We start from the raw sequence: 19,400 nt of genomic DNA on the forward strand, positions 1-19,400 counted from the left end.
GGGGAGCATGGACTTCCGGACGCCGACCCTCACTCCGAGTCGGGGCCATCCCCGCGTGCGCGGGGAGCATACTGCCCGACCTGCGGCGTTAGCGCGGTGAGGGGCGGTTCTCACACACTTTCGCCGGTTCCGGCAAAACGGACAACATGGCTCTCCATTTCCGCTGACGGGCAGTAATCAGTCGATGCCATCACGATATCTACTGACCTGAAGGCGATGCCGGTGATTGCGGGATGCGACTCCGGGTGGTCCTGTGCGTACTTCGGTCGCCCCCGGATCGGCCGTCGGTGCGTTCGGCCGGTAGCGGTAACGGCGCAGTTCGTCCGCGCGTCGGCCTCCGAAGGCGTTTGGGGCACCTGAGCCCCCCATCGCGCCGGACGCCTGAGCCTTGTCCCGGTACGGGACGTCCGAGACACCCGGCCGACCGGGGACACCCGCCCACCGACACCCCGGCGAGCCGCCCTCAGAGACCCACCCCACACCCACCCCGAACCTTCCTCGCATTTCATTCGAAACCGCCCCGATCTCCCTTACGCTCACTCCATGACCTGGCTCCGCGCGCTGAAGGAGACCGCGCGTTCAGGGCTCACGATCGAGCGGCGGCGGCTTGAGCCGCTGGTGGCTCTTCGAGGGGCTTGCGGGCTCGCGATCGTCGTCGGGGGCACACTCGCGCTCTTCGGGCCGGTCGTCGCCGTGAGTTCCGCGTTCGGCGCGTTCCAGGCGGCCATCGCCACCTTCCAGCGGAGCTGGCGGCCCCGGCCCGTGCTCGCGCTCGCGTCGGGCGGCAGCCTGGCGGTGTCGACGTTCATCGGGTATCTCACCGTCGGCCACCTCCCCCTCTTCCTCATGATGCTCGCGCTGTGGACGTTCACCGCCGGGCTCGCCTGGGCGGTCGGGCCCGCCGTCGGTGTGATCGCCGCCTCGAACGTCGCGATCATGCTGGTGACGATCACCCTGCCCACCTCGGTCGCCGCCGCCGCGGGCCACGGCGTGGTGATCGCGTTCGGCGGAGTGGTGCAGGCCGCGCTGATCGTGCTGTTCCCCGTGCGCCGCTGGGGCGCGCAGCGCGACGCGCTCGCCGACGCGCTGGCCGGGGAGGCGGACTACGCGAGGCGGCTCCGCCACGATCCCATCGCCCCCTTCGACCCGGCGCCCCTGATGCTCGCCCGGAACGCCGCTGCGGTCAGCCCGCGCCAGGCTCGCCGCAGACCGGCTGAGCTGCACGGGGCGCGCGGAATGGCCGAGCGGATCAGGCCGGTGCTGGCGTCGCTCGCGGACCCGGCACTCGGCGTGCCGACGGAAGGACCGGAGAGGGCCCGCGTACGCGAACTGCTCGCCGCCGCCGCGACCGTCCTCGACTCCGCCGCCCGTGCCATCCGACGCGGAGAACCGGTACGCACGCCCCCGCCCGCGCTCGCCGTGCTCAGGACCCCGGACACCGGAGCGATCCTCAGCGGTCCGCCCCGCAGGGCCGCACTCCGGCTCGTGGCCCTCCTCGAAGACGTGGTCGAGACGGCGGAAAGCGCAGGCGCGGCCGGGGGAGCGGGCACCGGTAGGGGTACACGCACGGCCACCGGCACGGACTCAAGCGCAGGCACGAACACAGGCACAGGCACAGGCACCACCGGCCGGGAAAGCCACCGCGACCGGCCCTCGCTCCTGCGCCTCCTCCCCGGAGCCCTCCGCTCGATGCGCGCCGAAGTTCACGCGGGCTCCCCGATCCTGCGGCACGCGCTGCGCGTCTCCACGGTCGTGGTCTGCGGCTTCCTCGTCGGCAACGCCCTCCCGCTGGGGCACGGCTACTGGGCGCCGATGGGCTCGGTCATGGTCATGCGCCCGGACTTCTCGCAGACGTACTCCCGCTCGGTCGCCCGCTTCGGCGGCACGCTGATCGGCGTCGGAGTGGCGACGGCCGTCCTGGAGACGGCGAACCCCGGCACGTATCTCTCCGCCGGCCTGGCGATCCTCTGCGCCTTCTGCACCTATCTCGTCCTGCGGACGGGCTACGCCGCGGCGAACACCTGCATCTCCGCGTATGTCGTGTTCCTGCTCGGCATGGGCGGTGAGGCCGCGGGCCAGACGGTTCCCGAACGCGTGCTGCTCACCCTCATCGGCGGGCTGCTGGCGATGCTCGCGTACGCCCTGTACCCGGCGTGGGAGACGCCCCGGCTGCGCCACCGGCTCGCCGACTGGCTGAAGGCCGACCTCCGTTACGCCGCAGCGGTGGTCGACCACTACGCACGCCCCGCCGAGACGGACGCCTCGAAGCAGGACATCCGCCGGGCGCTGCTGGCCGCACGGGACGCCCACGCGGTCTGGCTGGACGCGGTCGACAGGGCGACGCACGAGCCGGTACGCAGCCGTGGTCTCTCCCGCGCCACAGCCGAGGCCGCGCAGGAGGCGCTTACCAAACTCAGCCGGGGCGGCATGGTGATGGAGGCCCACCTACCCGGACGTGCGGATACCCCCGTCCCCGCTGCCGCCGCCCTCGCCGAGGCGTTGCGCCAGGACGCCGACCGGGCGGCCAGGGACGTACGGGAAGGTCGCGTCCCGCACTGGGACCGGATGCGGCAGGCGTGTGCGGCGTGGGAGAGGGAGCACGAGGTGCTGGACAGCGGGACCGCGCTGATCGCGGAGGCGCTGGAGGATCTGGCGGAGGCGTTCGGGGACGACGTTGACGTACGCGGTGGGGAGGTCGAGCCGTAGGACGCCGCCGTACGAAGGCACGAGGAGACCCGCCCCACGAAGGAACCGCCCGGCCCCGCCGCCCGACCGCCGTTGCCGCACGAGCGGACCACAACGCGCCCGAGGCGAGCGCCCCACAGCCCTCCGCACCGCGAGCCGGTACCGGAAACCGAAACCGGAAACCGAAACCGGGACCAGAGTTCAGAAACCCGGTCAGAAGCCGGACTCCGAAGCCGGACTCTGAAACCGGACTCAGGAACCAGACTCAGGAACCGGGCAGCTTCGGCAGATTCGTCGGCAGCTGCCCCACCTCCGCCTTGGTCAGCGAGTCCTCCTTGCCCGACTCCCACGAGATGACGAGCAGCTTCCCATTGCTGGACTTGATCGTTCCCATCGTCCGGTCCTTGTTCCCGTCCGTGCACTTCAAGGACAGCATCTGCTCTCCGTGGTCGACGACTTCGCCGGAGCAGACGCGTCCGTCGGCCGAGACCGCGGCCTTCGTACCGGCGACGGCGAGGCTCACGGGCTTGCCGTCGGTGAGGCCGGCCCAGGCGCCCTCGATGCTCTTGCCGCTGTCCGGGTCCTTCGAGGCGTCGGCCGGATCCGAGGCGGTCGGGCCGGTGGCGGTGTTCTCGCCCTTGGACGTGTCACCGCCGTCGCTCTCGCTGCCACAACCGGTCAGTACGAGAGCGACCGCGGCGGCGAGTCCGGCCGCGGCCATGGAAGTACGTACGCGCATGGGCTCTGTCCCCTGTGTGACGGTAAAGACCGCGCCAAGCTACCAGCACGCCGCAGATGGCTGGGAAGACATCGGGCGGGAGGGATCGCCCCGGACGGCGCTCACCCGACCGCGCCCGACGGCGCTCGACCGCACCCGACAGCGCCGACCGGCCGACCTCGGGGCGAGGAAGAGCCGACGGTCGCGCGGTCGCGTGACTTCCCACTTCCCCGTAGCAACTGAACGCGTCCGGTAGCTCACAGAGCGACGCCCTCGCCATGGTGAACCGCTTCTTTCGGCCCTTTTCGCTTTCTTCGGCTTCCTCTCGGGCCGGGGCTCCGCAGGCCGTGGAGCGCCCCGGACGGGCTGTAGTCGCCCTCTGCGGGGGCTCATCCCCGCCGATTCCCGGCCGGAGACGGATCACCGGAACCCGCTGACGCCGGTGCCGCGTCCGGTCCCCGGATTATCCGGAGGAGCGGAAACGGAAGTGCCCGCGTACGGGACCGGCGCATGCCGAAGGTCCTGTGAACCGGCCCCCAAGTCCGGCCCGACCAGCGGTAATGGGACTGTTACTTGGAAAGTGGAGCCTGAAGGGCGCGGCATGCGTCTCTCTCACATGGACAGGGGATTCGACCCGGTCGACCCGGCTCGGATGACCGCGTATCGGGTCATCGGCGGCGACCGTGCGCTCAGCTCCTTCCTGGCGTCGGAGAGTGCACCGGAGTCGCTGACCGGAGTGATCCGCCCGAGCCCTCGGTGCGTAACCGAAGCACCACCGGCAGTGCACGTGCATCTGCGCGTGCGAACGTCCATGCATTCGCATGTGAAACAGAGCTATGATCCCGACAGTTGACACATGCACCTTGTACTTCGGGAGCTACTCGTGCACCACGCGTACAACGGCATGGCGGCCACGGAGCTTCATGGGGTCGTCTGGCAGAAGAGCAGGCACAGCAACTCCCAGGGCTCGTGTGTGGAGTTCGCCAAACTGCCTGGTGGGAAGATCGCGATGCGCAATTCACGGCATCCCGACGGGCCCGCGCTCATCTACACGCCTGCCGAGATCGAAGCGATGATTCTCGGCGTGAAGGATGGGGAGTTCGACCACCTGATACCGGGAGCCTGACCGATCGCCACGTCGACGGCGGCGGGTCGCCGACAGGGCGGGAGCCCGGCCGGACGGGACGCCGACGGGGCGGCAAGCCGGGAGCGGGAAGCCGGCTGAGCCGAGCGGTCGGCCCCGAACGGCTGGCCCCGAGCGGTCGGTACCGGCACATCGCCGTCCGTCCCCGTCCCGACTGCTCGTCCCAGCCGCCCACAACTCCGTCAACAACGTCAGCAACGTCGATGACAAGGAGAAGCGGGCCCGCCCCCCGACAGCGATAGCCGGGCCCGCTCCCGGCTCAACGGGTCGGCCTACTCACCGGTTTTGACCGGCTGTCGGCTCAACTCAGCCTGAACAGCGCCCACACCACTTTGCCGTGCAGTGTCCCTGCGAGCGGGTGCCAGCCCCAGCTGTCGCTGAAAGAGTCCACCAGGAACAGGCCCCGGCCCGACTCGGCCGGACCGCACGGATCGGGAAACGCGGCCCCCTCGGCGAAAGATCCTTCATCGAAAGCCTCGTCACCGAAGGCGTCGTCACCGAACGAACCCTCTCCGACGGTTCCCTCCCCAGAGGTTCCCGTTCCCACGGGTCTCTCTCCGACGGGTCTGCCTCCGGCAACTCCCTCTCCGAGAGTGCCGTCCGCGAAGTCCCCTTCCGCGAAGTCCCCGTCCCCGAAAGCCCCGCCTCCGTACGGCCCCGCACCATTCCCCATCGCCCCCGGCCGCTCGCCGAACGAGGCTCCGGGACTCTGCGGACTCGGATCGCGCACCGCGCACACCAGTCGGCCCGGCCACCGCAGCAAGTGCAGCCGTACGGGCGGGTCCTGGATTTCCCTGTCCTCATCGGGCAGGGCGTGGCGCAGCGCGTTGGTGACGAGTTCGGACACGACCAGGGCGACATCGTCGAAGCGGTCGTCGAGGTTCCACTCACCGAGCGTCTGCCGGGTGAACGTCCGTGCCCCGCGCACCGCCTCGAAGCGGGCCGACAGCGAGCAGGCCGCCGAACCGGACGCCCTCGCGGGATCGATGGGGGGAAGGCCCTGCCTTAAAGGCTTGAGCATGGTCGATCCATTCGTCCCCATGCGAGGCACTCCCGGGAATCGCGGCTGTGACGCTTCAAGACAAACGAGCATGCAGGTGCGTGGGGACCATGGTTCCGAATGCGTACGGCAGATGCAAGGGCAGATGCACGTGCACGCGCCCGTCCTGTCCGCTCCCGCCCGGATTCTTGGTCATTTCTTCCTCTCATCTGTTTCATGGGCTTCCCAAGTGCTTCCCATTTCTGTAATCGAATGAGTACGGGGTGGAGTGTTTTGGTGGCAGAATCCCGCACTTGGGGCTATGGGATGCCTCAGGCTGTAGGGGACCGGAGGAACCGGCACACGCTGGACGAGCAGAAGGACGAGGAGGGTTGGAGTCGTGACCGCAGGCGAGTCGTGGGCCGAAGGGCCGGGTGGCGGATCCGTGGTGCGGCGCATCCTGTTGGGCTCGCAGCTGAGGAGGCTGCGCGAATCGCGCGGCATCACCCGTGAGGCGGCCGGCTACTCGATCCGCGCATCAGAGTCAAAGATCAGCCGCATGGAGTTGGGTCGTGTGAGTTTCAAGGCGAGGGATGTCGAAGACCTGCTGACGCTCTACGGAGTCGCCGACGAGACCGAGCGGGGCGCGCTGCTCGCCCTGGTCAAGGAGGCCAATATCGCCGGGTGGTGGCACAGCTACGGCGATGTGCTGCCCGGCTGGTTTCAGACATATGTGGGGCTGGAGGCCGCGGCCTCGCTCATCCGGATCTACGAGGTCCAGTTCGTGCACGGTCTTCTCCAGACCGAGTCGTACGCCCACGCCGTCGTCGAACGCAACACACCCAGCGGCAACCAGGCGGACATCGACCGCCGGGTCGCGCTCCGGCTGGAGCGCCAGAAGCTGCTCGTCTCCGAGCGCGCCCCGCAGGTCCACGCCGTGCTGGACGAGGCCGCGCTGCGCCGCCCGTACGGCGATCGCTCCGTGATGCAGGGGCAGTTGAGGCATCTGATCGAGATCTCGGAGCAGCCGAACGTCACGCTCCAGGTGATGCCCTTCAGCTTCGGCGGGCACGCGGGCGAGAGCGGGGCCTTCAGCATGCTGCGCTTCCCGGAGTCGGACCTCTCCGACATCGTCTATCTGGAGCAGCTCACCAGCGCGCTGTATGTGGACAAGAGGGAGGAAGTCGCCCAGTACGGAAAGGTGCTGGAGCGGCTCCAGGAAGACAGCCCCGACCCGGCCGAGAGCCGGGACATACTGCGCGGTCTGCTTCAGCTCACCTGACTCAAATACGCGTGACCTGCGGTCAGTTCGCCGACATGTGGTCGTGGTCTACTCCAACTCGGGTACAGCGCAGCTATAGTGACGTGACATCAGGCATCCCTAGTTCCTGACGGCTCCCGGCACTCCTGTATCTGAGGTATCTGAGGGTAAGGAATCGGATCTCATGTCCTTGTTCACCGAGCTGGCCCACCAGTACATCGACGGCGAGTGGAGGCCCGGGAGCGGTTCCTGGGACATCATCGACTTCAACCCGTACAACGGGGAGAAGCTGGCCTCGATACCCGTCGCCACGGCGGCCGAGGTGGACCAGGCGTATCGCGCGGCCGAGCGAGCGCAGGTGGCCTGGGGCGAGACCAATCCGTACGCCCGGCGGGCCATCTTCGAGAACGCCCTGCGCATCATCGGGGAACGCGAGGCGGAGATCACCGAGGCGATCATCGCCGAACTGGGCGGCACCCACCTCAAGGCGGGTTTCGAGCTGCATCTCGCCAAGGAGTTCCTGCGCGAGGCGATTCAGCTGGCGCTGCGGCCTGAAGGAAGGATTCTTCCCTCGCCGGTCGACGGCAAGGAGAACCGCGTCTACCGGCTGCCCGTCGGCGTCGTCGGGGTCATCAGCCCCTTCAACTTCCCCTTCCTCCTCTCCATCAAGTCGGTCGCGCCCTCACTGGCGCTCGGCAACGCGGTCGTCCTCAAGCCGCACCAGAACACCCCGATCTGCGGTGGAGCGCTGGTGGGCAAGGTCTTCGAGGAAGCCGGCCTGCCGCCCGGTCTGCTGAACGTCGTCATCACGGACATAGCGGAGATAGGCGACGCGCTGATCGAGCACCCGGTCCCGAAGGCGATCTCCTTCACCGGCTCCGACGCGGTGGGCCAGCATGTCGCCACCGTCTGCGCCGCCAATTTCAAGCGGGCGATCCTGGAGCTCGGCGGCAACAGCGCGCTCATAGTCCTGGACGACGCGGATATCGACTACGCGGTCGATGCGGCGGTTTTCAGCCGTTTCGTACACCAGGGTCAGGTCTGTATGGCGGCGAACCGCGTCCTCGTGGACCGGAAGGTCGAGAAGGAGTTCACGGAGAAGTTCGTCGCCAAGGTGCGCTCGCTCAAGGTGGGCGACCCGGCCGACCCGACGACCCACATAGGCCCGCTCATCAACTCCCGGCAGGCGGACGCCGTCACCTCGCTCGTCGAGCAGACGGTCGAGTCCGGCGCGACCGCGCTGCTGCACGGCGGCTCCGAGGGCAATCTGGTGGAGCCGTCGGTGCTCACGGGCGTCGCGACCGACTCTCCGGTGCTGGGGCAGGAGATCTTCGGCCCGGTCGCGTTGATCCTGCCGTTCGACGGAGAGGACGAGGCGGTCAAGATCGCCAACGACACTCCGTACGGGCTGAGCGGAGCCGTGCACACCGCCGATGTCGAGCGGGGAGTGGCGGTCGCCAAGCGGATCAACACCGGCATGATCCACATCAATGACAGCACGGTCCACGACGAGCCCATCGTGCCCTTCGGCGGCGAGAAGCACTCCGGCAGCGGCCGTCTGAACGGCGAGTCGATGATCGAGGCGTTCACCACCCAGAAGTGGATCTCGGTGCAGCACGGCCGCTCGCACTTCCCCTTCTGAGGACGCCCGGTTCTGAGGACGCCCGGTTCTGAGAGCACTCGGTTCTGAGAACGCCCGGCTTCCCGTCGAGGGCGCGCCCGGCTCCCCCTCCGAGGGCGCCCGACCTCGTCGGGCGCCCCGCCCACCGGCAACAGCAGCAGGAGGAGGTCGCGGTCCGCGCGATCAGCCCGCCGGGCAGACCCGAATGAGGTTGCCGTCGGGGTCGGTGACGGCGAAGGTGCGGCCGTAGCCCGAGTCGTTCGGTTCCTCGAGGACCGTCACCTCCTTGGCGCGCCACTGCTCGTAGACCGCGTCGATCGCGGCGGCGTCGCCCGGAAGCATGAGTCCGATCTCGGACGTGCGCTGGGTCGCGGGCGTCACGTTGTCGCCGTGCCCGCTCCACAGCGCGAACAGCACTCCGGGCGCCACCTCGAACGCCACATAGTCCGGCACTGTGACGGTCGGCTTGATGTCGAACAGGTCGCTGTAGAAGCGCGTGGACCGTTCGATGTCGGTCACATAGACAAGGAACAGGTTGGGGTTCGCCATGGTGTTGCCTCTCCTTCGATCCGGACAGCGGCCCGCGTCGGCAGCGGGCCGCCACGGCGGCGACACTGGCGCATAAACATGACACTTGCCGTCATGTTTTTGCGAAGGCGAGGTGGATCAGCACGGGTCATGTCCGCTGGAGCGGTGTGTTGACGCTCAGGGACAGCTCTTAGTCAAAATTGAATAGAGTGGCCGAGGTCAAGAAGAGAAGGGAACCCCGGCCGATGTCAGCGATCCGTCTGCTGGTCCTGGGAGCCGTACGTCAGCACGGACGGGCGCACGGCTATCAGGTCCGGAACGACCTGGAGTACTGGGGCGCGCACGAGTGGTCCACCGCCAAGCCCGGCTCCATCTACCACGCGCTCAAGCAGATGGCGAAGCAGGGGCTGCTGCGTGCCCACGAGATCGCGCCGTCGACGGCAGGCGGCCCGCCGCGCACCGAGTACGAGGTCACCGACCGGGGGACCGAGGAGTTCTTCCGTCTCCTGCGGGAGGCGCTGACCGCCTACGACCAGAAGATGGACACCCTCACGGCGGCCGTCGGCTTCATCGTCGAACTGCCGCGGGAGGAGGCGGTGGCGCTGCTGAAGGAGCGGATCCAGGGGATGCGGGAGTGGCGGTCGGCGGTGACCGAGTACTACACACCCGAGGAGGGGCCCGAGCAACTCGGGCACATCGGCGAGATCATGAACCTCTGGGTGGCGTCGTCGGACTCCGGGGTGGAGTGGACGCGTGGCCTGATCGAGCGGATCGAGGGCGGGGCGTACGCGTTCGCCGGGGAGGGGCAGCCGTTCGTCGCGGTCCTCGGCGAGGGCGAGAAGAACCCGTACGCGACGGGCGTACCGCACAAGGGGGACCGGGAGTAAGCCGTGACCGGCCCGGTGGCCGGATCCTGACACCTTCTCCAATCTGACGTCTTGTCCGATTCACCGGCCCCCAGGTAGTAAAGTTTGACTAATCAGAAAACCCCGACTACGGTGCCCGGTTCCAGTAATCAAGTTTGATTACCCATCGGTAGTCAAGTTTGATTACTTGGTCCGATGGAGACAGTCGAGGAGAGCGATGACGGACACGATCGTGCTCGAAGGTGTACGGAAGCGGTACGGCGAGAAGCGGGCCCTGGACGGACTCGATCTGAGCGTGGGCCGAGGCACGGTCCACGGAGTTCTCGGACCCAACGGCGCGGGCAAGACCACCGCCGTACGGATCATGTCGACCCTGCTCCGCCACGACGAGGGCGTGGTGCGCGTCGCGGGCCGCGATGTGCGGAAGGACCCCGGCGAGGTACGGCGGCGGATCGGGCTCCTCGGACAGCACGCGGCGCTGGACGAGGAACTCGGCGGCCGGCAGAACCTGGAGATGTTCGGACGGCTCCACCACCTCGGCGCCCGCCGGGCCGGAGCGCGGGCCGATGAACTTCTCGCCCGTTTCGGGCTCGCCGACACCGGAGCCAAGGCGGTCGAGCAGTACAGCGGCGGTATGCGCAGGCGGCTGGATCTCGCCGCCTCCCTGATCACCGAGCCCGAGGTGCTGTTCCTGGACGAGCCCACGACCGGGCTCGATCCGCGCGGACGCGCCGAGGTGTGGGGCGCGGTCCGCTCGCTGGTCGGCGCGGGCACGACCGTCCTGCTGACGACCCAGTATCTGGAGGAGGCCGACCAGCTGGCCGACCGTATCTCCGTCATCGACGCGGGCCGGGTCGTCGCGGACGGCACCGCCGACCAGCTCAAGGCGGAGCTGGGCGGCGACCGGATCGACGTCGTTCTGAGGGACGCGGCGGATCTCGCCGTCGTGGCCGCGCTGCTCCCCTTCGAGAGTGAACTGACGCTCGACAAGGACCGCCGGCTGCTCAGCGCCCCCGTCCGCGACCGGATGGCCGCGCTCACCGAGACCGTACGGGCCCTGGAGTCGGCCGGTATCGAGGCCGAGGACATCGCGGTCCGCCGCCCGACGCTCGACGAGGTCTTTCTGCACCTCACCAAGGAGGCCGCCGTATGAGTTCCTACGTACTGACCGACTCGTGGACCATGACGCGCCGGGAACTCGCCCACTGGGCCCGCCGGCCCATGCAGGTGGCCGTCGGGCTCGTCTTCCCGGTGATGATGCTGCTGATGTTCGCCTATCTGATCGGCGGCGGACGGGGTGTCCAGGGCGAGTACATCAGCTACCTGCTGCCCGGAATGCTCGCGCTGACCATGGCCTTCGGCCTGGAGGCGACGATGACGAACGTCACCCAGGACCTCAACAAGGGCGTCATCGACCGGTTCCGCTCGATGCCCATGGCCGACTCCGCGGTCCTCATCGGCCGCAGCGTCGCCGACATGCTCGAATCGGTGGTCGGCTTGGCCCTGATGATCGGCGTCGGTTACGCGATCGGCTGGCGCTGGGGCGGCGGCCCCGGAGCGCTGGCGGCGGCGGTCGGGCTGCTGCTTCTGCTGCGGTTCGCCATGCTCTGGATCGGCATCCACCTGGCGATGGTGGCCGGCAGGCCCGAGATGGTGCAGACGGTCCAGATCCTCGTCTGGCCGGTCAGTTTCCTCTCCACCGCGTTCGCCTCACCGGCCTCCATGCCGGGCTGGCTCGGCGCGGTGGTCGAGTGGAACCCGATGTCGGCGACCGCGACGGCGGTACGCGACCTCGCGGGCATCGCCGCCCCCACCGACTCCTGGGCCTCCACGCACGCGGGACTGCTGGCGGTGGTCTGGCCGCTGATCCTGCTGGCGGTGTTCTTCCCCTGGGCGGTCGGCCGTTTCCGCGCCTTGAGCGAGTAGGCGCACGTGAACGACTGAACGGCTGAGCGACTGAACGGCTGAACGGCTGAACGGCTGAGCGACTGAGCGGCTGAGCAGGCGAGCCCCTGAGCCTGCCTGCCTGCCTGCCTGCCGGTCGGTCCGTCGGTGAGCGCGTCAGCCCCACCGGCCCGGCGGGTGCGCACACCTCGGCCCAACCAAGAGGCTCACCCCTCAGTGGTGGAACGCCGTCGCCAGCGACGGGTCCTTGCCCAGCGGCTCCGACTGCCCCCGTAGATCCGGAAGGAGTCGTTCCAGGTCCTCCATCAGCAGCTCCGCGAGATCCTCGGAGAAGCCGTTGCGGCAGACGACCCGGAGTACCGAGAGATCCTCGCGATGAGCGGGGAACGTGTACGCGGGGACCAGCCAGCCGTGTTCCCGCAGGCGTCGGGAGACGTCGAAGACATCGAAGTTCTTCACACCGGGCGCGGTGGTGACGGCGAAGACCGGCAACTCGTCGCCGTGGGTGAGGAGCCGGAAGTCGTCGTACGAACCGAACCTCCGGGCCAGTCCGGTCGCCACGTCCCGCGACGTCTGCTGCACCGCCCGGTATCCCTCACGTCCCAGCCGCAGGAACGTGTAGTACTGGGCGACGACCTGCGCGCCCGGCCGGGAGAAGTTGAGGGCGAAGGTGGGCATGTCCCCGCCGAGATAGTTCACCCGGAAGACCAGGTCGTCGGGGAGTTCGTCGGCCGAGCGCCAGAGCGCCCAGCCGACGCCCGGATAGACCAGTCCGTACTTGTGCCCGGAGGTGTTGATCGAGGAGACCCTGGGCAGCCGGAAGTCCCAGACCAGGTCCTCGTCGACGAAGGGCGCGACCATCGCGCCCGAAGCGCCGTCGACATGGACGGGGATGTCCAGTCCGGAGCGTTCCTGGAGTGCGTCCAGCGCGGCGCAGATGTCGGCGACGGGCTCGTACGACCCGTCGAAGGTGGAGCCGAGCACGGCGACGACCCCGATGGTGTTCTCGTCGCAGAGCGCGGTGGCGGCCTGCGGGTCGAGATGGAATCGGTCGCCCTCCATCGGGACGAGCCGCGCCTCCACCTCCCAGAAGTTGCAGAACTTCTCCCAGCAGACCTGCACATTGACGCCCATGACGAGATTGGGACGCGCGCTGGTGGGATACCGGTCCGCGTTCCGCGCCCTCCAGCGGCGTTTGAGCGCCATCCCGGCGAGCATGCACGCCTCGCTGGACCCTGTGGTCGAACAGCCGACGGTCGCCGACGGATCCGGGGCGTTCCACAGATCCGCGAGCATGGCCACGCACCGCCGCTCCAGCTCGGCGGTGCGCGGATACTCGTCCTTGTCGATCATGTTCTTGTCTCGGCACTCGTTCATCAGCTCGCCCGCCTGGGGTTCCATCCAGGTCGTGACGAACGTGGCGAGGTTGAGACGGGAGTTGCCGTCGAGCATCAGTTCGTCGTGGACGAGCCGGTACGCGGTCACCGGCGGCACCGGTCCATCGGGCATGCGGTGCGTCGGCGGGGCCGACGTCATCCCGCTGACCGGGTCGGCCTCCCCGTAGAACGGATTGAGGGAGAGCCTCCGCACCTCCCGCTCCCGCTCGGTCTCCTCGCCGGAGACGGTTCCCGCACCCTGGTGCAGTGGCATTCGATTCGCCCGCCTTTCGGTGTCCCGTCGCAACCAAACCCCGTCCCGTACGGCATCAGCTCTCAGGCTCATACGGGCGCCCGGCCCCCGCAACGCGAGGACCGGGCGCGATCGGTGTCCCACGGGGCTCATCGGCCTTCCCCACGGGGCTCATCGACCTGTCGCGCGGGGGTCAGGGGTGTGCCGCGCGGGGGTCAGGGGCGTGGCGCGATCACCGCCGCCGTGCCGTACGCGCACACCTCCGTGCCCACGTCGGCCGCCTCCGTGACATCGAAACGGAACATCAGCACCGCGTTCGCACCGCGCGCGCGGGCCTGCTCGATCAGTCGTTCCATCGCCTGGTTGCGGGTCTCCACCAGGGTCTTGGTCAGCCCCTTCAGCTCGCCGCCGATCATCGACTTGAGCCCCGCGCCTATCTGGCTGCCGAGGTGGCGGGAGCGCACGGTGAGACCGAAGACCTCGCCGATGATCTGCTGTACCTGATAGCCCGGCACATCGTTCGTCGTGACGACCAGTACCTCGGGGTGCGGCTCCTGTCCGCCGCCGAAGTCCGCGATGCCCATATTCATCCGCCTTCCCTCGCCGCCGGCGCGGCGCCATTGACGGACAGCTTTGTACCGGTGCGGGCACAGTGCATCCTGAGAGGGCCCGCGGAACGCGGAACAGGCACGATGCGTTGGTAAATTTGGCCAGACGGCCGACATCGTCGCAGGCCGATCGACCGCCCCGAGACTCAGGAGCCCGGATCTCGTGACTACCCTTGCGCTCGGACCGAGCTGGCTGGACCCGGACTATCTGATCGGCACGTTCGGTCTGATCGGCGTCCTGATCATCGTCTTCGCCGAGTCCGGTCTGCTCATCGGATTCTTCCTGCCGGGCGACTCCCTGCTCTTCACCACCGGCCTCCTCGTGACCTCCGGCACCCTCGACACGCTGCCCCTGTGGGCGGTGTGCGTCCTGATCGTGCTGGCCGCGATCGCGGGCGACCAAGTGGGTTACCTCTTCGGCCGCAAAGTGGGCCCCGCGCTCTTCAAGAAGCCCGACTCCCGCCTTTTCAAGCAGGAGAACGTGGAGAAGGCGCACGAGTTCTTCGAGAAGTACGGTCCGAAGTCGCTGGTCCTCGCCCGCTTCGTCCCCATCGTGCGGACGTTCACGCCGATCATCGCCGGTGTCAGCCGGATGAACTACCGCTCGTTCATCACGTTCAACATCGTCGGCGGCATCCTGTGGGGCGCGGGTGTCACCCTGCTCGGCGCGGCCCTCGGCAAGATCGACTTCGTGCATCAGCACATCGAGAAGATCCTGATCCTCATCGTGCTCCTCTCGGTGCTGCCGATCGTGATCGAGGTCCTGCGGGCCCGCTCCCAGGGCAAGAAGGAGGCGGCCCGGTCCGCCACGGCGGTTTCCAGGGGTGGCCCCTCCGCGCAGAGCGGCGCTCAGAGCGAGGAGCAGGGCCCGACCCGGACCCCGCCCCCGGTCCAGCGGGGCCGTCACGCCAAGCGCTGACCCGCGCGGGGCCCGCCCGTACGACCCCCTCGCCCTCTTCCGCTCCCTCTTCGCACCACGGCACACACCGGCAGAGCCGCGCCCCGTTCCCGAACGGGCGCGGCTCTCCGCGTACGGGGGCGGCGACGCGGGACGCGCGGAGGGTCTAGTAATGCCAGAGGGGCCGACGATGGCGATACGGCAGACGGCCGGAACTCGCCGCTCCCCGGCGCGGAACGAAGCGGAACGAAGGGATCCGCGGATGGGTCAGAACCCGCGGGTCCGCTTGGCCGCCTTGCGGCGGGCCGGGTCGCCCGCCCCCGGCACTCTCAGGAACAGCCGGAACATCTCGCTCCCGAGGTTCACGCCGACCGCGATGGCCAGCGCCAGCGCCGCCGCCTTGGAGAGCGAGGCGAGACCGGTGTTCAGATCGCCCCGCGCGATCGCCAGCAGTCCGAAGTACGTGGCGCTTCCCGGCAGCAGCGGCCCGATCGCGGCCGTGACGTACGGCAGCGCCGACGCGAACCGGTAGCGCGAGAGCATCTGCCCGAACAGGCCCACCAGACCCGCCGCGACGGCGGTGGCGGCGACCGGCGGAAGATCCGCGGTGAGCGCGAGCGCGCCGTACACCGACCAGGCGACCCCGCCGTTCAACGTCACCAGCAGCACGGTGTCCCGCTCCTGCTGGAGCAGTACGGCGAAGCACAGCGACAGCGCCATCGCCGCCAGCAGTTGCACCTCCGGGCGTTCCACGGTGTGCAGGGCCGTCTCAGGGGTGAGCGCCGCGCCCAGCGCGAGCCCCAGATAGAGCACGCTCAGCACCCCGATGACGATCCCGACGATCAGATAGCCGACCTCCAGCAGCCGGGCGGCGGCGGTGATGTAGAAGCCGGTCAGACCGTCCTGGACGCCCGCGACCAGCGCCCGTCCGGGGATCAGGGCGAACAGCCCGCCGGTGATCACCGCCGAGGCGCGGACGTCGAGCGATGACAGGGTCAGGGCGACCCCCATCGCGGCCGGCGGCAGGGCAGCCGCCACGAACTGGTAGAACTCCGGCAGCCCGCGACCGGCGCACAGCCAGGCCAGCCGGTCGCCCAGCATGGCGCCGATCGCCGCGGCCAGGAACACCAGCACATCACCGCCGACCAGCACGGACGCCGCCCCGGCCAGCAGCCCGCCCGCCACGGTGAGCGCCCAGCCGGGGAACGGGTGCCGGTTGCGGCGGATCTCCGCCAGCCGGCGGTAGGCGTCCTCCAGCGAGATCTCGGAGTCCGGCGAACTGATGTCATGGACCAGCCGGAAGACGGCCGCCAGCCGGGTGTAGTCGGTGCCCCGGCGGCGTACGGTGCGATTCGCCGTCACCGGGTCGTCCACCAGCGACGGCTGATAGGTGATCGACAGCAGGGTGAAGGTGACGGTCGGCTCGCAGCGGTCGAGTCCGTACGACCGCGAGATGGCGAACATGGCCGCCTCGACGTCCTCGGCGCCCTCGCCGCCCGCCAGCAGCAGCTCTCCGATACGGAGCGTCAGGTCGAGCACGCGCGGTACGGCGGGACCCTCGCCCTCCTGCCGCTGCACGGTCTCCGGCACCGGCCGCTCGCCCACCGGCATCCGCAGCATGGTCCGCATCCGGTCCTGCCAGGGCGCGTCCTTGGTCAGCGTGACCTTGGGGACGCCCTCGGCGGGGGTGAACGCGGGGGGCGAGTGCCGGGCGCTGTAGGTGGAGGGCGGGGCGAAGGCGGAACCTTCCGGCCCGGCCGCTCCCGCGCTCTCCGCCACGCCCGTGGGGGTCGCGAACTCGGAGGTGGGCTGGTCCTCTTCGACGGCTTCGGGGGGCGCGACCCCGTCCGGAATCGCGAACTCCGACGTCGGCTGGTCCTCACCGGCCGCCGGGGAACGTCCTGCGGGTGGCGACGGCGCCGGAGTCGAGGCCGCGAACCCGCCGCGCGCCTCGTCGGAACGGGGCTTTCGCTCACCCGGACCGGACTCCGCCGGTTCCCCGGACTCCGCCTCCGCCCGTTCCCCGGACGCCGCGTACTCCTCCGCCTGCTCGGGCGCCGCGTACTCCTCGGGTTCCCCGGACCTCTCCGGCTGCTCCGGCGCTGCGGGCCGTTCGGGCTGCTCGCCGTCCGGCCGTACGCCGCCCGACCGCTCGCCCTCCCGCTCCGGACGCTCCGGCTCCGCCACCACGTGCCGTCCTCGCTCCCTCTCGTCTCCCGTCGGTGTCAGCCCAGTATGTGCGGGGACCACCGGTCGTACGAATCCGTGATCCACCCACGTGTGCCCCGCGTCCGCGCGGCCACGCACGGCGGGCGGGACACCCCCTGGGTGTCCCGCCCGCCGCCGGCCTCGCCGGCCGGTCGCAGTGCCCGTCCGGCCGGTCGCAGTGCTACGCGCTCAGTGCCCGCCGCCCTGCGCCTCCAGGCGCTTGTAGGACGCCTCGATCTCGGCCTCGGCCTCGGTGCGGCCGACCCAGTTCGCGCCCTCGACGGACTTGCCGGGCTCCAGGTCCTTGTAGACCTCGAAGAAGTGCTGGATCTCCAGACGGTCGAACTCGGAGACGTGGTGGATGTCGCGGAGGTGCTCCACGCGCGGGTCGGACGCCGGAACGCAGAGCAGCTTGTCGTCGCCGCCCGCCTCGTCGGTCATCCGGAACATCCCGATCGCGCGGCACTTGATCAGACAGCCGGGGAACGTCGGCTCGTCAAGGATCACGAGGGCGTCCAGCGGGTCGCCGTCCTCGCCGAGGGTGTTCTCGACGAAGCCGTAGTCGGCCGGGTAGCTGGTCGAGGTGAAGAGTCGACGGTCGAGGCGGATGCGGCCCGTCTCGTGGTCCACCTCGTACTTGTTCCGCGAACCCTTCGGGATCTCGATGGTGACGTCGAACTCCACGGGTGGCTCCTCCATGATCAACACATGAGTCTGGTGATGCTGTGCCCCTCCGGGCGATGACCCCCGGACCCCCAGCCGAAGGTCTGTCGGTGCCGACCGGGGTGCCATGCTCGCGGCAAGACGCAGTTCTGGTGGTTAAGTGTCCCTCACGCAGGTGTGTGATCGCGAAAGGGGCTGGTGCGAGGTGCCGGAGATGCCGATGATCAAGACATGGCAGCTCGCGGCGGGCGCCGCCGTGGTGGGCCTCGCCCTGGCCGCCGGGGCTGTGGCCGCGGCCGGACCCTGGGACTCGGGCCAGCGTAAGGCCGAACGGGAGTGGGCGGCCGACCGGGGTCCGACAGGTGGCACAGATCACCGCGGCTCGGCGGACGGGCGGCCCACGCCCGCCCCGAGGGCCCCAGGGGTGCTCACCGCCCTCGGCGGCCGACCGACCGCCGCTGCCGCCGCGCCCGGCCAGGCGGCCCCGGACGCGGGCGCGGACGCGCGGCTCGCCGGGGAACTCGGACCCCTGCTCGACGTCCCCGGCCTCGGACCCGTCCGTACCGCCTCGGTCGTCGACCTCGCGACGGGACGGCAGCTGTACGGGATGGGGGCCACGGCGCCGATGACCCCGGCCTCCACCATCAAGATCGCCACCGCCGCGGCCGCCCTGTCCGCGCTCGGCCCCGACCACCGCGTCCCCACCAGGGTCGTCGCCTCCGGCGAGGGCGGGAACACCGTCGTCACCCTGGTCGGCGGCGGCGACGCGAGCCTCGACACCGCCGCCCTGCGCCGACTCGCCGACAGCGCGGCCGCCGCCCTGAAATCGAGCGGAACCGCCTCCGTACGGCTGACGTACGACACCTCCCTCTACCGGGGCCCGCAACTCCACCCGATCGGTGTGAACGGCAACATCGCCGAGGTCACCCCGCTGATGGTCGATCAGGGACGGATCGACCCCAGAACCACCGGAGCGGCGGAACGCAGCGGCGACCCCGCCGGGGACGCGGCCCGGACCTTCGGGAAGCTGCTGGGGGAGCGGGGCGTCAAGACGACCGCCGAGCCCGCGCCCGGCACGCCCCCCACCGGAGCGCGGCGGATCGCCGAGTCCTTCTCCGTTCCGGTCTCCGCGCTGGTCGAACGAATGCTGACCGAAAGCGACAACGACATCGCCGAGTCCCTCGCCCGACAGACCGCCCTCGCGACCGGCGAGGAGGCGAGCTTCGCGGGCGCGGGCCGGGCCGTACGGAACCAACTGGCCCGGCTGAAGGTCCCCTTGGCCGGTGCGCGGTTCGCCGACGGCAGCGGCCTGGATCGCGCGGACCGGGTCTCGGCCGGGCTGCTCACCGCGCTGCTGACCCGGGCCGCCGATCCGGCACGCCCCGGACTGCGCCCGGTTCTCACCGGTCTGCCGGTCGCCGGATTCACCGGGACCCTGGAGTCGCGTTACACGGAGAAGTCGCCCGGCACCGGCCTGGTCCGCGCCAAGACGGGCACGCTGACGGGGGTGAACTCCCTGTCCGGCACGGTCGTCGACCCGGACGGCCGACTCCTCGCCTTCGCCTTCCTCGCGGGCGAGACACCGTCGCGGGACGCGGCCCAGTCGGCCCTGGACGGGCTCGCGGCGGCGCTGGCGTCATGACCGTACGCGCCGGGCGTCCGGAACCGATCCGGAGCGGACGCCCGG

General features: G+C 69.7%; 15 protein-coding genes and 2 pseudogenes. 9 read left to right on the plus strand and 8 right to left on the minus strand.

From position 1 onward, the window contains the following. The first annotated feature begins 543 nt into the window (after window positions 1-543). The gene (locus ACWEFL_RS17290) at window positions 544-2,706 is read left to right on the plus strand and encodes an FUSC family protein (RefSeq protein WP_451712901.1); all 2,163 of its coding nucleotides are present in this window, start codon (window positions 544-546) and stop codon (window positions 2,704-2,706) included. Window positions 2,707-2,950: 244 nt separating this feature from the next. Here the strand turns inward: ACWEFL_RS17290 and ACWEFL_RS17295 are convergent, their stop codons facing one another. Next, the gene (locus ACWEFL_RS17295; RefSeq protein ID WP_451712904.1) at window positions 2,951-3,424 is read right to left on the minus strand and encodes a hypothetical protein; all 474 of its coding nucleotides are present in this window, start codon (window positions 3,422-3,424) and stop codon (window positions 2,951-2,953) included. An 862-nt stretch (window positions 3,425-4,286) separates the two neighbouring features. Here ACWEFL_RS17295 and ACWEFL_RS17300 point away from each other — a divergent pair. Beyond that, the gene (locus tag ACWEFL_RS17300) at window positions 4,287-4,529 is read left to right on the plus strand and encodes a DUF397 domain-containing protein (protein WP_451713041.1); all 243 of its coding nucleotides are present in this window, start codon (window positions 4,287-4,289) and stop codon (window positions 4,527-4,529) included. Window positions 4,530-4,848: 319 nt separating this feature from the next. On the opposite strand, the pseudogene ACWEFL_RS17305 reads toward ACWEFL_RS17300, so the two are convergent. Together ACWEFL_RS17305 and ACWEFL_RS17310 are read right to left on the minus strand one after the other, a co-directional pair. Continuing rightward, window positions 4,849-4,965: pseudogene (locus ACWEFL_RS17305) on the minus strand (ATP-binding protein); the annotation flags it as partial. A 207-nt stretch (window positions 4,966-5,172) separates the two neighbouring features. Then, window positions 5,173-5,589: pseudogene (locus tag ACWEFL_RS17310) on the minus strand (ATP-binding protein); the annotation flags it as partial. A 337-nt stretch (window positions 5,590-5,926) separates the two neighbouring features. On the opposite strand from ACWEFL_RS17310, the gene ACWEFL_RS17315 reads away from it, so the two are divergent. Next, window positions 5,927-6,808 (plus strand): helix-turn-helix domain-containing protein, encoded by an 882-nt coding sequence (locus ACWEFL_RS17315; RefSeq protein ID WP_451712905.1) that lies wholly within the window; start codon window positions 5,927-5,929, stop codon window positions 6,806-6,808. 163 nt (window positions 6,809-6,971) lie between these two features. After that, window positions 6,972-8,429, plus strand: coding sequence for an aldehyde dehydrogenase family protein (locus ACWEFL_RS17320; RefSeq protein WP_451712907.1), 1,458 nt, complete (start codon window positions 6,972-6,974; stop codon window positions 8,427-8,429). Window positions 8,430-8,591: 162 nt separating this feature from the next. On the opposite strand, the gene ACWEFL_RS17325 is transcribed toward ACWEFL_RS17320, so the two are convergent. Further along, complete coding sequence (locus ACWEFL_RS17325; RefSeq protein ID WP_451712910.1) at window positions 8,592-8,957, minus strand: VOC family protein; 366 nt, start codon at window positions 8,955-8,957, stop codon at window positions 8,592-8,594. 224 nt (window positions 8,958-9,181) lie between these two features. Between ACWEFL_RS17325 and ACWEFL_RS17330 the strand changes: the two genes are divergently transcribed. The 3 genes from ACWEFL_RS17330 (at window position 9,182) to ACWEFL_RS17340 (ending at window position 11,728) form a co-directional block, all read left to right on the plus strand. Next, entirely contained in the window at window positions 9,182-9,823 is a 642-nt protein-coding gene (locus ACWEFL_RS17330) for a PadR family transcriptional regulator (RefSeq protein ID WP_451712912.1), read from the plus strand. Window positions 9,824-10,019: 196 nt separating this feature from the next. Beyond that, window positions 10,020-10,955: an ATP-binding cassette domain-containing protein gene (locus ACWEFL_RS17335; protein ID WP_451712914.1), complete on the plus strand. Its 936-nt coding sequence runs from the start codon at window positions 10,020-10,022 to the stop codon at window positions 10,953-10,955. Further along, window positions 10,952-11,728, plus strand: coding sequence for an ABC transporter permease (locus tag ACWEFL_RS17340; protein WP_451712917.1), 777 nt, complete (start codon window positions 10,952-10,954; stop codon window positions 11,726-11,728). Before ACWEFL_RS17335 ends, ACWEFL_RS17340 begins: the two co-directional genes overlap by 4 nt. Before the next feature lie 192 nt (window positions 11,729-11,920). Here ACWEFL_RS17340 and ACWEFL_RS17345 read toward each other — a convergent pair whose 3' ends face one another. Both ACWEFL_RS17345 and ACWEFL_RS17350 read right to left on the minus strand, forming a co-directional pair. Further along, window positions 11,921-13,357, minus strand: a complete 1,437-nt coding sequence (locus ACWEFL_RS17345) for a glutamate decarboxylase (protein ID WP_451712918.1) — start codon at window positions 13,355-13,357, stop codon at window positions 11,921-11,923. Between the two features lie 194 nt (window positions 13,358-13,551). Continuing rightward, window positions 13,552-13,920: a YbjQ family protein gene (locus tag ACWEFL_RS17350; protein WP_451713043.1), complete on the minus strand. Its 369-nt coding sequence runs from the start codon at window positions 13,918-13,920 to the stop codon at window positions 13,552-13,554. A gap of 187 nt (window positions 13,921-14,107) precedes the next feature. Between ACWEFL_RS17350 and ACWEFL_RS17355 the strand changes: the two genes are divergently transcribed. After that, the gene (locus ACWEFL_RS17355) at window positions 14,108-14,863 is read left to right on the plus strand and encodes a DedA family protein (RefSeq protein ID WP_451712921.1); all 756 of its coding nucleotides are present in this window, start codon (window positions 14,108-14,110) and stop codon (window positions 14,861-14,863) included. Between the two features lie 246 nt (window positions 14,864-15,109). Here the strand turns inward: ACWEFL_RS17355 and ACWEFL_RS17360 are convergent, their stop codons facing one another. Together ACWEFL_RS17360 and ACWEFL_RS17365 are read right to left on the minus strand one after the other, a co-directional pair. Continuing rightward, entirely contained in the window at window positions 15,110-17,029 is a 1,920-nt protein-coding gene (locus ACWEFL_RS17360) for a threonine/serine exporter family protein (RefSeq protein WP_451712923.1), read from the minus strand. Window positions 17,030-17,239: 210 nt separating this feature from the next. After that, window positions 17,240-17,734 (minus strand): inorganic diphosphatase, encoded by a 495-nt coding sequence (locus tag ACWEFL_RS17365; protein ID WP_451713046.1) that lies wholly within the window; start codon window positions 17,732-17,734, stop codon window positions 17,240-17,242. 193 nt (window positions 17,735-17,927) lie between these two features. Between ACWEFL_RS17365 and dacB the strand changes: the two genes are divergently transcribed. Further along, window positions 17,928-19,355: a D-alanyl-D-alanine carboxypeptidase/D-alanyl-D-alanine endopeptidase gene (gene dacB, locus ACWEFL_RS17370; RefSeq protein WP_451712925.1), complete on the plus strand. Its 1,428-nt coding sequence runs from the start codon at window positions 17,928-17,930 to the stop codon at window positions 19,353-19,355. The last annotated feature ends 45 nt before the right edge of the window (window positions 19,356-19,400 follow it).

This window comes from Streptomyces sp. NPDC004838 (assembly GCF_053600955.1).

Coding starts and splice junctions, on each gene's coding strand:
- ACWEFL_RS17290 (WP_451712901.1), top strand. CDS start 544: ATGACCTGGCTCCGCGCGCTGAAGGAGACCGCGCGTTCAGGGCTCACG.
- ACWEFL_RS17295 (WP_451712904.1), bottom strand. CDS start 3,424: ATGCGCGTACGTACTTCCATGGCCGCGGCCGGACTCGCCGCCGCGGTC.
- ACWEFL_RS17320 (WP_451712907.1), top strand. CDS start 6,972: ATGTCCTTGTTCACCGAGCTGGCCCACCAGTACATCGACGGCGAGTGG.
- ACWEFL_RS17325 (WP_451712910.1), bottom strand. CDS start 8,957: ATGGCGAACCCCAACCTGTTCCTTGTCTATGTGACCGACATCGAACGG.
- ACWEFL_RS17330 (WP_451712912.1), top strand. CDS start 9,182: ATGTCAGCGATCCGTCTGCTGGTCCTGGGAGCCGTACGTCAGCACGGA.
- ACWEFL_RS17335 (WP_451712914.1), top strand. CDS start 10,020: ATGACGGACACGATCGTGCTCGAAGGTGTACGGAAGCGGTACGGCGAG.
- ACWEFL_RS17340 (WP_451712917.1), top strand. CDS start 10,952: ATGAGTTCCTACGTACTGACCGACTCGTGGACCATGACGCGCCGGGAA.
- ACWEFL_RS17345 (WP_451712918.1), bottom strand. CDS start 13,357: ATGCCACTGCACCAGGGTGCGGGAACCGTCTCCGGCGAGGAGACCGAG.
- ACWEFL_RS17350 (WP_451713043.1), bottom strand. CDS start 13,920: ATGGGCATCGCGGACTTCGGCGGCGGACAGGAGCCGCACCCCGAGGTA.
- dacB (WP_451712925.1), top strand. CDS start 17,928: ATGCCGATGATCAAGACATGGCAGCTCGCGGCGGGCGCCGCCGTGGTG.